The organism is Kitasatospora sp. NPDC093679 (genome assembly GCF_040683455.1).
GTDB lineage: Bacteria > Actinomycetota > Actinomycetes > Streptomycetales > Streptomycetaceae > Kitasatospora > Kitasatospora arboriphila.
The window spans coordinates 76,893-90,867 of the sequence record NZ_JBFBDW010000018.1 but is presented as its reverse complement, the minus strand read 5'-3'; the positions used below and the strand labels follow the sequence as shown (position 1 = coordinate 90,867).

Sequence of the window (13,975 nt, the reverse complement as noted above, 5' to 3'; positions counted from 1 at the left end):
TCCCGTCCGTGCTCGATCGGTGCCCGGGTCCGTGCCCGGACGGTGCTCAGTCCGCCACGACGCGCACGGCGCCGGGCACGTACTCGCGCTGCCGCACCACCCGGTACCAGCCCTTGGGCAGCGGGATCACGGCGTGCTCCTCGTGCACCACCCGGCCGCCCTCGGGCAGGTGCAGCCAGGCGGTGCCGAACGGCCCGGCCTCCCGCCGCAGCGTGCCCGGCCCGACCACCGCGTGGGCGTGCCCGGTGACCTCGCCGAGCGCCAGCACCAGCCGGCCGCGGGTGTCCCGCGGCAGCGGCGGCAGGTCGGCCACCACGCGCGGCACCGCGGCCTCCCCCACCGGCACGATCAGCACGTCACCCTGGCGGTACATGTGGCACTCCCCGGCTCCGGGCCGACGGGGTGCCGGCCGCAACGAGGGGAAAGCTAGGGCCCGGCTCTGACAGCGCGTCGGCGCGCGGCCCCTCGCGCCGGGGTGTCGGCGCGGCCTGGTAGACAGAACCCGGCCGACCGGACGTCCCCAGGAGCAGCGCATGGCGATCAGCAAGCACATCGAGGAGTTCGGCGGGCTGCCCGTCGTCGACGTCCTGGCCGCCCTGGAGGACGGCCGCGAGCTGCCCGCCGCCGACGCCGCCGCCTGGCGGATCGCCCTGGACTACGACGACGAGAAGACCTTCGCCGAGGCCTGGCAGCGCTTCCTCGGCGCCGTCGACACCCGGCGGGTCACCACCGTCGTGATCGGCAACTGGTCGCAGGAGGAGCCGGAGCCGCTCGCCGGCCCGCTCGCCGAGATCACCGGTGCCGCGGGCCGGCTGCCCGCGCTGCGCGCCCTGTTCGTCGGTGACATCACCTTCGAGGAGTGCGAGATCTCCTGGCTGCAGATGTGCGACATCACCCCGCTGTTCACGTCCTTCCCGCGGCTGGAGGAGCTGGTCGTGCGCGGCGCCGGCCAGGACTGGGAGGGCAACGGCGGGCTGGAGATCGCCCCGCTGCGGCACGAGCACCTGCGCCGGCTGCGGCTGGAGGCCGGCGGCCTGCCTGGCAGCGTCCTGCGGTCCGTCGCCGCCTGCGACTTCCCCGCGCTGGAGAGCCTGGAGCTCTGGCTCGGCGTCGAGATGTACGGCGGCGACTGGACGCTGGACGACCTCGCGCCCTTCCTCGCCGGCACCCGGCTGCCGGCACTGCGCAGGCTCGGCCTGCAGAACACCACCCGGCAGGACGAGGTCTGCGCCCGCGCCGCGCAGGCCCCGGTGGTGGCCCGCCTGGAGCACCTCGCGCTCTCCATGGGCGCGCTCACCGACGAGGGCGCCGCCGCCCTGCTGGAGGGGCAGCCGCTCACCCACCTCGCCTCCCTCGACCTGCACCACCACTACCTCTCCGCGGAGATGCAGCAGCGGCTGCGCGAGGCCCTGCCGGACGTGGCGATCGACCTCTCCGACGCCCAGAAGTGGGACGACAACTGGCGCTACGTCGCCGTCTCCGAGTGACCCGGACAGGCAGGAGCCTCCGATGAGCAGGACCTTCCACGGGCTTCCCGTGTGCAACGTGCTGACCGCCCTGGACGCGGGCGAGGAGCTGCCCGCCGCCGGGGCGGCAGCCTGGCGGATCGCCCTCGGCTACCGGTACGACGGCAAGACGGAGTTCGCGGAGGCCTGGCAGCGCTTCCTGGACGCGGTCGACACCACGCGGGTGCGCGCACTCGTCGTGGGCGCCTGGTGGGCCGGCGACTACGACGGCCTGGCCGGCCCGCTCGCCCGGATCGTCGACGGCGCCGACCGGCTGCCCGCGCTGGAGGCGCTGTTCGTCGGCGACGTCCGCTCCGAGGAGTGCGAGATCTCCTGGCTGGAGATGTGCGACATCACCCCGCTGTTCGAGTCCTTCCCCCGGCTGACCGACCTCGCCGTGCGCGGCGGCAACGGCCTGCGGCTGCGGCCCGTCCGCCACGAGCGCCTCCGGTCGCTGGCCTTCGAGTCCGGCGGCCTGCCGGCCCGGGTGGTCCGCGCCCTCGGCGCGTGCGAGTTTCCGGCGCTGGAGGAGCTCGACCTGTGGCTGGGCGTCGACGAGTACGGCGGCGACCACACCCTGGAGGACCTGGCGCCGCTGCTCACCGCCACCCGGCTGCCCGCACTGCGCAGCCTCGGCCTGCAGAACAGCGAGTACCAGGACGACATCGCCGCCGCCGTCGCGCAGGCCCCGGTCGTGGCCCGGCTGGAGCACCTGGCCCTCGGGATGGGCGTGCTGACGGACGAGGGCGCCGCCGCCCTGCTGGAGGGGCAGCCGCTCACCCACCTCGCCTCCCTCGACCTGCACCATCACTACCTCTCCGCGGAGATGCAGCAGCGGGTCGCCGAGGCGCTGGCCGGTGTCGACGTCGACCTGTCCGAGGCGGAGGACGAGGAGGACGAGGAGGACCGCTACGTGGCGGTCTCCGAGTAGCCCATGACCGACCGGCTCACCGTCCTCGGCAACCCGGGCCACCGCCGCGTCGCACTGTTCGCGGCGGCGGCGCGGGCCGCCGGGCTGCCCGAACCCGCCGTACTGCCCTGGCTGGACGTGCTGCGCGGCGGGTACGCGCTGCCGCCCGGCACCGTCCTGCGGATCGACTCCCCCGGCGAGGACGCGGCGGTCGACGCGCTGCTGCGCGGGCCGGTGCTCGGCGCCGGGTACGCGCCTACCCGGGTCGAGGGCGGCGCCGCCTGGTACGCCGGGGTGTGCGCGGCGCTGCACGGCCTCGCGGCGCTGCCCGGGGTGCGGCTGCTCGGCGACCCGGCGGAGATCGCGGTGATGTTCGACAAGCGGTCCGCGCACCGGCGGCTCGCGGCGGCCGGCGTGCCGGTGCCGCCCGCGCTCGACGGGCCGCCGCCGCGGGGCTGGGCGGAGCTGGCGGACCGGCTGGCCGCGGCCCGGATGCGCCGGGTGTTCCTGAAGCCGGTGCACGGCTCCTCGGCCTCCGGCGTGGTGGCCCTGGAGTTCGGGCCGCGCGGCCAGGTGCAGGCCACCACCTCCGCCGAGCTCGCCCCGGACGGCCTGCACAACTCGCTGCGGGTCCGCCGCTACCGCACCCCGGCGGAGGTCGCCGCCCTGGTCGACGCGCTCGCACCGGACGGCCTGCACGTCGAGCAGTGGGTGCCGAAGGCCTCCCAGGGCGGCCGCTCGGCCGACCTTCGGGTGGTCGTCGTCGCCGGCCTGGCCACCCACGCGGTGGTGCGCACCAGCACCCGCCCGATGACCAACCTGCACCTGGGCGGCGCCCGCGGCGACCTGGCGCTCGCCCGGGAGGCCGCCGGCCCGGCCTGGCCCCGGCTGCTGGAGACGGCGGAGCGGGCCGCGGCCTGCTTCCCGAACTCCCCCGTGGTCGGCGTGGACGTCCTGCCGACCGCCGGCTGGCGGAGCGCCGTGGTCGGCGAGGTGAACGCCTTCGGCGACCTGCTGCCCGGCCTCACCGGCCTGCCCGGCGGCCCCGCCGAGGGCCTGGACACCTACGGCGCCCAGATCGCCGCACTGCTGCACGCCGGCCCCCACCGGGCGCCCGGTCGCACCACCCGGACGGAACCACCCCGATGAACCATCAGATGCCCGACATGAACGACGTGATCGGCAGCCACGACCTGCTGCTGGTCACCCTGGACACGCTGCGCCTGGACGTCGCGCAGGAGCTGGCCGCGGCCGGCCGCATCCCGCACCTGGCGGCGCACCTGCCCGGCGGGCGGTGGGAGGAGCGGCACACCCCGGGCAGCTTCACCTACGCGGCGCACCAGGCGATCCTGGCCGGGTTCCTGCCGACCCCGGCGAGCCCGGACGGCCCGCACCCGCGGTTGTTCGCGGCCCGCTTCGCCGGCTCGGAGACGACCGAGCCGCGCACCTGGGTGTTCGACACCCCCGACCTGCCCTCGGCGCTGGCCGCCGCCGGGTACCGGACGGTCTGCATCGGCGGGGTCGGCTTCTTCAACAAGCAGGGCCCGCTCGGGTCGGTGCTGCCCGGGCTGTTCCAGGAGTCGCACTGGGCACCGGAGATGGGCGTGCCCTCCCCCACCTCCTTCGAGGCGCAGGTCGCCCGCGCCGAGCAGGTCTGCGCCGAACAGCCGGACGGGCAGCCGCTGTTCCTCTTCGTCAACGTCTCCGCCCTGCACCAGCCGAACTGGTTCCACCTGCCCGGCGCGACCCGCGAGCACGGCGACACCCGGGAGAGCCACGCCGCCGCGCTGGAGTACGTGGACGCGCACATCGGCCGGCTGTTCGCGGCGATGGGCCGGCGCCGTCCCTGCTTCGCGATCGTCTGCTCCGACCACGGCACCTGCTACGGCGAGGAAGGCTACACCGGCCACCGGCTGGGCCACCCGGTCGTCTGGACGGTCCCCTACGCGCACTTCGTGCTGAACGCCACCGAGGAGTCCGCCCGATGAGCACCGCACCGGCCACGGCCGACTCCCCGTACCGGGCGTACGTCTACGCCTACCCGCACAAGACCGCCTACCGGCCGCTGCCGGGGCGTCCTGCGCTGCGCGAACTCTGGGCGGGCGAGCCGCAGCACGCCCTCTCGCTCTACCTGCACGTCCCGTTCTGCGAGGTGCGCTGCGGCTTCTGCAACCTGTTCACCCGGATCGGCAGCCCCGAGGGGCTGACCACCGCCTACCTGGACGCGCTGGAGCGGCAGGCGTCGGCGGTGCGGGAGGCGCTGGACGTGGACGCCCGGTTCGCGCTCGCGGCCTTCGGCGGCGGCACGCCCACCTATCTGACCGCGGCCGAGCTGGAGCGGCTCTGCGACATCGCCGAGCAGCGGATGGGCGCCGACCTGCGGGCCGTCCCGCTCTCGGTGGAGGCCTCCCCCGACACCGCGACGGCCGACCGGCTCGCCGTCCTCGCCGAGCGCGGCACCACCCGGCTCAGCCTCGGCGTGCAGTCCTTCCTCGACGAGGAGGCCCGCTCGGCCGTCCGCCCGCAGAAGCGCGCGGCGGTGGAGGCGGCGCTCGGCCGCGTCCGGGCGGCGGGCATCCCGGTGCTCAACATCGACCTGATCTACGGCATCGACGGCCAGACCGAGAAGAGCTGGCTCGCCTCGCTGGACGCCGCGCTCGCCTGGCAGCCGGAGGAGCTGTACCTCTACCCGCTGTACGTGCGGCCGCTGACCGGTCTCGGCCGACGCACCGCCGACGGCCCCACCCCGGAGTGGGACACCCAGCGGCTCGCGCTCTACCGGGCCGGCCGGGACCACCTGCTGGCGTCCGGCTACGAGCAGGTGTCGATGCGGATGTTCCGCCGGACGGGCGCGGCCACCGCGAGCGCCGGCGAGTACGCCTGCCAGACCGACGGCATGGTCGGCCTCGGCTGCGGCGCCCGCTCGTACACCTCGTCCCTGCACTACTCCTTCGACTACGCGGTGGACGCCCGCGAGGTGCGCGGCATCATCGACGACTACGTCGCCGCCGAGGACTTCACCCGGGCCGAGGTCGGCCGGGCGATGGACGCCGACGAGTCGCGCCGCCGCCACCTGCTGCAGTCGCTGCTGCAGGCCGACGGGCTCGAACTCGCCTCCTACCGGCGGCGGTTCGGCTCCCTCCCGGCCGAGGACTTCGCCGCCGAACTGGCCGTCTTCGAGGCCCGCGGCTGGCTCGCCGAGGCTCCCGGGCGGCTGGCGCTCTCCGCCGAGGGCCTGGCGCACTCGGACGCCGTCGGTCCGATGCTGTTCTCGCCCGCGGTCCAGGCCGCGATGGACGCGTACGAGGCGAAGTGACCGTCGACCTGGGGATGCCGGGGCCGCGCCCGGCCGAGATCCCGATGGACCTCACCCTGCTCTACCGCGGCCCGCTGGCCTCCTGCGACTACGACTGCCCGTACTGCCCGTTCGCCAAGCGGCGGGACAGCCCCGAGCGGCTGCGCGCGGACCGTGCCGCGCTGGAGCGGTTCACCGCCTGGGCCGCCGCGCGGACCGGCGACACCCTGTCGCTGCTGTTCACCCCGTGGGGCGAGGGCCTGGTGCGCTCCTGGTACCGGCGGGCCCTCGTCGACCTCTCGCACCTGCCGCACGTGCGCCGGGTGGCGATCCAGACCAACCTCAGCTGCCGCACCGACTGGCTGGCCGCGGCCGATCTCGACACCCTGGCCCTGTGGATCACCTACCACCCGGGGCAGGTCGACCGCGGACGCTTCCTGGCGAAGCTCCGGGAGCTGGCCGCACTCGGGGTGCGGCACAGCGTCGGCATCGTCGGCGAGCCGGAACACATCGATGCCGCACGGGAGTTGCGGGCAGATCTGCCCGCCTCGACCTACCTGTGGGTGAACGCGGCGGACGGCCGGAGCTACACCGACGAACAGGCCGCCGCCTGGACGGCGGTCGACCCGCTGTTCGGCTGGAGCAGGGACCCGCACCCGAGCGGCGGCCGCCCCTGCCGCACCGGCGAGTCGGTGGTCTCGGTGGACGGCGACGGCACGGTGCGGCGCTGCCACTTCGTCCGCCCGCCGCTGGGCAACCTCTACGACGGCTCCTACCGTGCCGAGTTGCTGCCCCGGCCGTGCCCGCTTCCGGTCTGCGACTGCCACATCGGCTACGTCCACCTGGAGGGCCTGCCGCTGTACGACGTCTTCGCCGGCGGCGTCCTGGAGCGCATTCCGCACGGCTGGTGACCCGCGCCCCGGGGCGCGGGCCACCCGGTCAGCCGGTCAGGCCGGGCCGAGCATCAGCTGCGCCGCCTGCTCCGCCGTCATCTCCTCCGGGACGGCGGCCAGTCGGGCCGCCAGGCTGCGGTGGCCGGTGGCCCGCTCCAGCTCGGTGAGGAAGGCGTCCGCCTCCTGGTCGGAGGCGAAGTCCCAGACCAGCAGCCGGTGCACCATCGCGACCGCCGCGACCTGCGGCAGCCCGCCGCCGCCCGCCGCGCGCCGCCACTGCGGCACCAGCCGGCCGAGCGAGCAGCGGGCCTCGCCGACCAGCGGATGGGCCGGGCCGAGGTGGTGCTGCACCACCGGGATCAGCTCCAGCAGCATGCCGAAGGCCGACACCAGGTCCCCGGTCAGCGCGACGGCGTGCGCCAGCCGGGCCTGCGAGGCGAGCGCCCGGGCGTCGTACGGGCCGAGCGCCTGCACCAACGCCGGCTGCACCTCGCGCAGCAGGTGCACGGCGCCGAACGGGTCGCCGGCCTCACCCAGCGCCCGGGCCTGCTCCAGCCGGACCTCCAGGGTGTCGGGGTCGCCCGGGCCGAGCGCCTGCGCGGCATCGGCGGCGACCTGGCCGAGCAGGTGGACGGCGCCCGCGGCGTCGCCCGCGGCGCACCGCCGGTCGCCGAGCCGCCGCCAGGCCGCGAGGGCGTCCCGGTCGTAGCGGCCGAGCAGCGCGGTCATCTCGCGGGCCACCGACTCCAGCAGGTGGACGGCCGCGTCCGGAGTCGGCGCCTCGTCCGCCCGGTCCCGCAGCCGCACCAGCAACTCCCGTACGGCGGACGGGGCTTCGGGGCTCGCGGGCACGGCCCCGTGCGGAGCGGCCGGGGTCGGGGCCGCTGCGGGGGTGGGGATCGGGGCCGGGGCGGGGGCGACCGGGCCGGCCGGCACCGGCGAGGGCCCGAAGCCCGGCAGAGCGGCGGGCTGGGCCGGAACGCCGACCGGGCCCGCGGACACGGGCGGCGCGGGCTGCACCGGGGGCGCCGGCTGCGCGGACGGTGCGGGCGGGAATCCGGCGGGCGGCTGAACCGGCGGGGCACCCGCCGCCGCCGACGGCCCGAAGCCCTGCGGTACGGCGGTCTCCAGCACGGTCGCGACCGGCGGCGCGGCCGACGCCGGCACCGGGGCCGGAGTCGGCGAGGGGGCCGGGGCCGGCACTCCCGCGGCACCGGTCTTGGCCAGCCGGATCCCCGACGGCGCCGCCGGGGCGGGCAGCACGTAGTCCTGCGCGGCCTCCTCGGCGGCCGGGGCGACGTCGGCAGCAGCAGCGGACCCCGCGGCGGCAGGTGCTGCAGGCGCGGCCAGCGCCCAGCCGTCCGCCGGCAGGCCGTCCACGGACGCGGCGTCGGCGGTCCCGGGGTCCTGCGGCGGGGCGGCGGGGGCGGTCGGCTCGGGCACCTGGCCGAACCGGTCGGCGGGCTCCTCGATGGGCGGCATCCTCGGTCCTCGTTCGCTGCGGGTCGTCGGCGGTGGACGGGCGCCATCCTCCCATCGACCGGGGCCGTCCGGATCCCCCGGACGGCCCCGGTGCGAGGATGGAGGCGGGCCGCGGCGACGATGCCGCCGCCCGGGTGGAGGAGGACCCGTCATGGCCAAGCAGGCCCCGCAGAGCGATCCGGTGCAGGACGCGCCGCAGATTTCCGCGCCGAAGCACGCGGCGGCCGGTGTCCCGGCCGTGCTGCACAGCCTGAGGATGGCCGGCGAGCAGATGAGCGCCCGCCGCACGCTGGCCGTGCTGAGCAAGGTGAACCAGCCGGACGGCTTCGACTGCCCCGGCTGCGCCTGGCCCGAGCCGGGCAAGACGCACACCGCGGAGTTCTGCGAGAACGGCGCCAAGGCCGTCGCCGAGGAGGCCACCGAGCGCCGGATCACCGCCGACTTCTTCGCCGCGCACCCCGTCCCGGAGCTGGCGCAGCGCTCCGGCTACTGGCTGGGGCAGCAGGGCCGGCTGACCGAGCCGATGCTGCTCGACGAGGGCTCCGACCGGTACGTGCCGGTCTCCTGGGAGCGGGCCTTCGAGATCGTGGCGGAGGAGCTGCGCGCCCTGGACACCCCGGACGGCGCCGCCTTCTACACCTCGGGCCGCACCAGCAACGAGGCGGCCTTCGCCTACCAGCTGTTCGCCCGCCGGCTCGGCACCAACAACCTGCCGGACTGCTCCAACATGTGCCACGAGTCGTCGGGGTCGGCGCTCACCGAGACGCTCGGCGTGGGCAAGGGCAGCGTCTCGCTGAAGGACCTCTACCAGGCCGACCTGATCATCGTGGCGGGCCAGAACCCGGGCACCAACCACCCGCGGATGCTCTCCGCGCTGGAGCGGGCGAAGCGGGCCGGGGCGACGATCGTCTCGGTCAACCCGCTGCCGGAGGCGGGCCTGGAGCGGTTCAAGAACCCGCAGAACGCCCGCGGCCTGGCCGCCAACGGCACCAAGCTGACCGATCTCTTCCTGCAGATCCGGCTCGGCGGCGACCTGGCGCTGTTCCGGGCGCTCAACCAGCTGGTGCTGGCCGCCGAGGGCGGCACGGACGAGGCGTTCATCGCCGAACACTGCCACGGCTTCGAGGAGTTCGCCGCCGAGGCGAAGTCCACCGACCGCGCCGAGGTGCTGGCCGCGACCGGTCTGCCGTGGGAGCAGATCGAGGAGCTGGGCCGCCTGGTGCTGGCCTCGAAGAAGATCATCGTGTGCTGGGCGATGGGCCTGACCCAGCACCGGCACGCCGTGCCGACGATCCGCGAGGTCGTCAACTTCCTGCTGCTGCGCGGCAACGTGGGCCGCCCGGGGGCGGGCGTCTGTCCGGTGCGCGGGCACAGCAACGTGCAGGGCGACCGGACGATGGGCATCTTCGAGCGGCCGAGCACGGCGTTCCTGGACGCGCTGGGCCGGGAGTTCGACTTCGAGCCGCCGCGCGAGCACGGCCTGGACTCGGTCGACACCATCCGGGGGATGCGCGACGGCCGGGTGAAGGTGTTCTTCGCCATGGGCGGCAACTTCGTCGCCGCGACCCCGGACACCGAGGTCACCGAGGCCGCGATGCGCCGCTGCCGGCTCACCGTGCACGTCTCCACCAAGCTCAACCGCTCGCACGTGGTGACCGGAGCCCGCGCACTGATCCTGCCGACGCTCGGCCGCACCGACCGCGACTGGACGGAGGCCGGCGCGCAGTTCGTCTCGGTCGAGGACTCGATGGGCATGGTGCACTCCTCGCGCGGCGGGCTGCGGCCGCCGTCCGACGGCCTGCTCTCCGAGGTGGCGATCGTCTGCCGGCTGGCCCGGGCCGCCCTCGGCCCCGAGGACCCGACCCCGTGGGAGGAGTTCGCGGTCTCCTACGACGCCGTCCGCGACCGGATCTCCCGGGTGGTGCCCGGCTTCGAGGACTTCAACGAGAAGGTGCGCCGGCCCGGCGGCTTCGCGCTGCCGCACGGGCCGCGCGACAGCCGGACCTTCCCGACCGCGACGGGCAGGGCCAACTTCACGGTCAACCCGCTCACCGCGCCCGAGGTGCCCGAGGGCCGGCTGCTGCTGCAGACGCTGCGCTCGCACGACCAGTACAACACCACGATCTACGGCCTGGACGACCGTTACCGCGGCATCACCGGCGGTCGGCGCGTGGTGCTGGTGAACCCGGCCGACGCCGAACGGCTCGGCCTCGCCGACGGCCTGTACGTCGACCTGGTCGGCGAGTGGAAGGACGGCGTGGAGCGGCGGGCCCCGCACTTCCGGGTGGTGCACTACCCGGTGGCCCCGGGCGGCGCGGCCGCCTACTACCCGGAGACCAACGTGCTGGTGCCGCTGGACTCCACGGCGGAGATCAGCAACACCCCGACCTCCAAGGCCGTGGTGATCCGCTTCGAGCCGGACACCGGCGCGCCCGTCGGCTAGTGCCGCGCACGGCGGCGCGCGGGGGGCTCCCCCGCGCGCCGCTCTGCGTCGTGTCCGTGAACGGTGGGCCGCCGGCCCCTTGCCTACTGGGCGGTCGGGCTGCCGGAGGCCGGGGCCGAGGCGGTGCGGGAGGCGGATTCGGTGGAACCGGCCGAGGCGGACGGGGTGCCGCTGCCGGTGGGCGTGCCGGAGCCCGACGGGGTGCCCGAGCCGGACGGGGTGCCGGAGCCGGACGGCGTGCCGCTGCCGGTGGGCGTACCGGAGCCGGTCGGGGTGCCGGTCGGGGTGCCGCTGGCGGGCGGCGGGGTGGGCTTGGTCGGGGTGGGCTGGGTGGGCCGCGGCGGCAGGGTGGTCGGCTTGGCCGGGGCGATCCGCGAGGCGCCGACGGTGACCTGCGGCACCTTCCAGTCGCCGCCCTTGTCGTCGGCGGCCGAGTCCGGGTCGGGCCGGACGGCGCCGAGGATCGGCATGGCACCGATCTTGGAGACCTTGACCACGTCGCCGGTGTGCGGCGCCTGCACGATCAGGCCGCCGCCGATGTACATGCCGATGTGGGTGGCGCCGCCGAAGTAGACCACGAGGTCGCCGGGGCGGATCTGGTTCAGCGGGACGTGCTTGAGCTGCGCCCACTGCTCCTGGCTGGTGCGCGGGATCGGCTTGCCGGCGTTCAGCCAGGCCTGCGAGGTGAGGCCGGAGCAGTCGAAGACGTCCGGGCCGGCGCCGCCCCAGACGTAGTCCTTGCCGAGCTGCTTGAGCGCCCAGGCGACCGCCTTGCGGCCGGCCTCGGAGGGGGTGCGCTCGCCCTTGCCGAGCGCACCGGAGGCGAGGAAGGCGAGCTGGGCCTCGTCGGCCTGCTGCCGCTCCAGTGCCTCCAGTTCGCTGCGCTGGGCGCCGGTCAGCGAGCCGACCATGTCCTCGACGGCGGCGAGCCGCTTGGCCACGTCGGCCTTGGCGGCCTCCTGCTGGGTGGCGAGCGCGGTGGCCTGGACGAGCGCCTGCTCGGCCTGGGCCTGCAGCTCGACGAGGGTGGCGCGGTCCGACTTGAGGCGGTCCAGGAAGGCCTTCTGGGAGCGGCCCGCGGCATCGAGCAGCTGGGCGATGACGACGGCCTGGTAGGGGTTCTCGGCGAGCATGAAGTCGGCGAGGTCGGAGGCCCGGCCGCTGCGGTACTGGGCGGCGGCGAGCTGGGCGGCGATGTCCACGCCGGCGTTGACCGCGGCCTGCTGGGACTCGACCCGGGCGCGGAGGTCGGCGACCTGGGCCTGCTGGGCGGCCTGCCGGGCGACGGCGGCGTTGTACTGCTCGGTGGCGGCCTCGGCCTCCTGGTAGAGCTGGTGCAGCCGGTCGAGCATCGGGCCGAGGGTGGTCTTGGCGTCGGCCAGCGGGTCGGCGCCGGCGGCCGCGGTGAGGGTGGGCGCCGGGGTCGGCGCGGCGTACGCGGCGGTGGCCAGCGGCAGCGACAGCGCGGCCGCGGCGAGCACGGCCCCGCACCGCATGGCGGCCCGCACCCAAGGTCGGACGCCGTTCTCCGTACGCTGCCCAGCCGACATCGGCCGCCCTCCCCAGTCCAGCCCGGCCCGGGCCCGCGCCCGGTGATCTCTCCGGAGAATCCTGCCATGTGACCGGCAGGTAACGGCAGGGGGCCTGCGGTCCGTCCGGTGAATTCTCAGCGAGTCCTCACCCGGGGGGTTCACCGGCCCGGTCGAGGGGGTGTGAGGCAAGTCTCACCAAACCCCCACGAAGGTGGATCCAAGCGGACACAACGGCCCTACAGAGCCTCGGTTTCCACACTTTCGCAATGTTCGTGCAACCCTCGATCCACCATCGGAACCACGATTCCCAACCCTGTTCACCTTCCGTTCACCCGGGCTCCCTACGGTCACGCCTGACAGCAGCGTCAGTCCGACAACTACGACGATTGTTTGGTTATGGAACACATCACGTTCCTGGTGGCCGTTGTGATCATCACGGCGCTCGCCTTCGACTTCACCAACGGGTTCCACGACACCGCCAACGCGATGGCCACCTCCATCGCGACGGGAGCCCTCAAGCCCAAGGTCGCGGTCACCATCGCCGCAGTCCTCAACTTCGCCGGAGCCTTCCTCTCCGTGAAGGTGGCCACCACCATCTCCGGCGGCATCGTCAACGAGAAGGCCGGCCTCCAGCCGTCGATCATCTTCGCCGCCCTGGTCGGAGCGATCCTCTGGAACCTGCTGACCTGGCTGAAGGGCCTGCCCTCCAGTTCCTCGCACGCGCTGTACGGCGGCCTCATCGGCGCCACCGTGGTCGGCGTCGGCATGAACGGCGTGAACTTCGACGTCGTCGTCACCAAGATCCTGATCCCGGCGGTCGCCTCCCCGCTGGTGGCCGGTCTGGCCGCCTGGGGCGCCACCCGCCTCGCCTACCTGATCACCCGCGGCGGCCGCGAGGAGACCACCGAGAAGGGCTTCCGGCGCGGCCAGATGTTCACCTCCTCGCTGATCTCGCTGGCGCACGGCACCAACGACGCGCAGAAGACCATGGGCATCATCACCCTGACCCTGGTCTCCGTCGGCGCCCTCAAGCCCGGCGCGCTGCCCCCGACCTGGGTCATCGTCAGCGCCGGTGCGGCGATCGCGCTCGGCACCTACATGGGCGGCTGGCGCATCATCCGCTCCATGGGCAACGGCCTGACCGAGATCCGCCCCCGCCAGGGCCTCGCCACCGAGACGGCCGCCGCCACGGTCATCCTCACCTCGACCCACATGGGCTACGGCCTGTCCACCACCCAGGTCTGCTCCGGCGGCATCATGGGCGCCGGCCTCGGCGGCCCGAAGCGCGAGCTGCGCTGGAGCCTGGTGCGCCGCATGGTCTACACCTGGGGCCTGACCCTGCCCGCCGCCGCCGCGGTGGCCGGTCTCGCGGCCTTCGTCGCGGACCAGGGCGCCTGGGGCGTGGCCCTGGTCGGTGCGGCGCTGGTCGCCGGCTCGGGTGCGATGTGGATCGCCTCCCGCCGCCAGCCGGTGCACGCCGGCAACGTCAACGACGTCCAGGAGGTCGAGGTGCCCGCGCAGGCCACCCCGACCCCGGCCACCACCACCGTCGCGGCCTGACCGGCCGACCAGTCAGAGAGGACGGGTAGCCGTGCACATCAAGTGGGACGCCCTCGCGCAGACCGCGGGCCTCAGCTTCGCCATCACCGTCGCGGTGGTCGCCGCCTTCGCCCTCGGCATCCTGGCGCTGTCGCGCCGCGAGGCCGCGCAGGAGGCCGTCCGGTCCGGGATCCCGGGGGCCGGCAGCGGCAACCTGGCCCTGGCCGGTGCCGCGCTCTGCTTCAGCATCTGCGCCTCGGTGGTCTTCTACGGGATCACCCTGATCGCCGGCCACTGAGCCGCACGCACGACGGAAGGGCCCGCGGGGTACGCACCCCGCGGGCCCTTCCGCGTGCCCGGGCCGGCCGGACCGACC

12 protein-coding genes are annotated in these 13,975 nt (G+C 75.0%); 9 read left to right on the top strand and 3 right to left on the bottom strand.

Annotated features, from left to right (window positions below):
• Nucleotides 1-46 precede the first annotated feature (46 nt).
• Complete coding sequence (locus AB0O09_RS17475; protein WP_363542523.1) at nt 47-373, bottom strand: hypothetical protein; 327 nt, start codon at nt 371-373, stop codon at nt 47-49.
• Between the two features lie 160 nt (nt 374-533).
• Between AB0O09_RS17475 and AB0O09_RS17470 the strand changes: the two genes are divergently transcribed.
• The 6 genes from AB0O09_RS17470 to AB0O09_RS17445 are packed head-to-tail and all read left to right on the top strand — an operon-like array spanning nt 534 to nt 6,621.
• Nucleotides 534-1,487 (top strand): STM4015 family protein, encoded by a 954-nt coding sequence (locus tag AB0O09_RS17470; protein WP_363542522.1) that lies wholly within the window; start codon nt 534-536, stop codon nt 1,485-1,487.
• 22 nt (nt 1,488-1,509) lie between these two features.
• Entirely contained in the window at nt 1,510-2,436 is a 927-nt protein-coding gene (locus AB0O09_RS17465) for an STM4015 family protein (protein ID WP_363542521.1), read from the top strand.
• 3 nt (nt 2,437-2,439) lie between these two features.
• Nucleotides 2,440-3,564 carry an STM4014 family protein gene (locus tag AB0O09_RS17460; RefSeq protein ID WP_363542520.1) on the top strand — a complete coding sequence of 375 codons (1,125 nt, stop codon included), beginning with the start codon at nt 2,440-2,442 and terminating at the stop codon, nt 3,562-3,564.
• A 17-nt stretch (nt 3,565-3,581) separates the two neighbouring features.
• A complete protein-coding gene (locus AB0O09_RS17455; protein WP_363542564.1) occupies nt 3,582-4,403 on the top strand; it encodes an STM4013/SEN3800 family hydrolase in 822 nt (273 codons plus the stop codon).
• Nucleotides 4,400-5,731 carry an STM4012 family radical SAM protein gene (locus AB0O09_RS17450; protein ID WP_363542519.1) on the top strand — a complete coding sequence of 444 codons (1,332 nt, stop codon included), beginning with the start codon at nt 4,400-4,402 and terminating at the stop codon, nt 5,729-5,731. Before AB0O09_RS17455 ends, AB0O09_RS17450 begins: the two co-directional genes overlap by 4 nt.
• Nucleotides 5,732-5,775: 44 nt before the next feature.
• Entirely contained in the window at nt 5,776-6,621 is an 846-nt protein-coding gene (locus tag AB0O09_RS17445) for an STM4011 family radical SAM protein (RefSeq protein ID WP_363542563.1), read from the top strand.
• A 36-nt stretch (nt 6,622-6,657) separates the two neighbouring features.
• On the opposite strand, the gene AB0O09_RS17440 is transcribed toward AB0O09_RS17445, so the two are convergent.
• Nucleotides 6,658-8,085 (bottom strand): hypothetical protein, encoded by a 1,428-nt coding sequence (locus AB0O09_RS17440; RefSeq protein WP_363542518.1) that lies wholly within the window; start codon nt 8,083-8,085, stop codon nt 6,658-6,660.
• Between the two features lie 151 nt (nt 8,086-8,236).
• Between AB0O09_RS17440 and AB0O09_RS17435 the strand changes: the two genes are divergently transcribed.
• Nucleotides 8,237-10,528 (top strand): FdhF/YdeP family oxidoreductase, encoded by a 2,292-nt coding sequence (locus AB0O09_RS17435; protein WP_363542517.1) that lies wholly within the window; start codon nt 8,237-8,239, stop codon nt 10,526-10,528.
• An 83-nt stretch (nt 10,529-10,611) separates the two neighbouring features.
• Here AB0O09_RS17435 and AB0O09_RS17430 read toward each other — a convergent pair whose 3' ends face one another.
• A complete protein-coding gene (locus AB0O09_RS17430) occupies nt 10,612-12,078 on the bottom strand; it encodes an NlpC/P60 family protein (protein ID WP_363542516.1) in 1,467 nt (488 codons plus the stop codon).
• A 378-nt stretch (nt 12,079-12,456) separates the two neighbouring features.
• On the opposite strand from AB0O09_RS17430, the gene AB0O09_RS17425 reads away from it, so the two are divergent.
• Nucleotides 12,457-13,620, top strand: a complete 1,164-nt coding sequence (locus AB0O09_RS17425) for an inorganic phosphate transporter (protein WP_363542515.1) — start codon at nt 12,457-12,459, stop codon at nt 13,618-13,620.
• A 31-nt stretch (nt 13,621-13,651) separates the two neighbouring features.
• On the top strand, nt 13,652-13,897 hold the full coding sequence (locus tag AB0O09_RS17420; protein WP_363542514.1) for a hypothetical protein: 246 nt from the start codon (nt 13,652-13,654) through the stop codon (nt 13,895-13,897).
• Nucleotides 13,898-13,975: the final 78 nt, after the last annotated feature.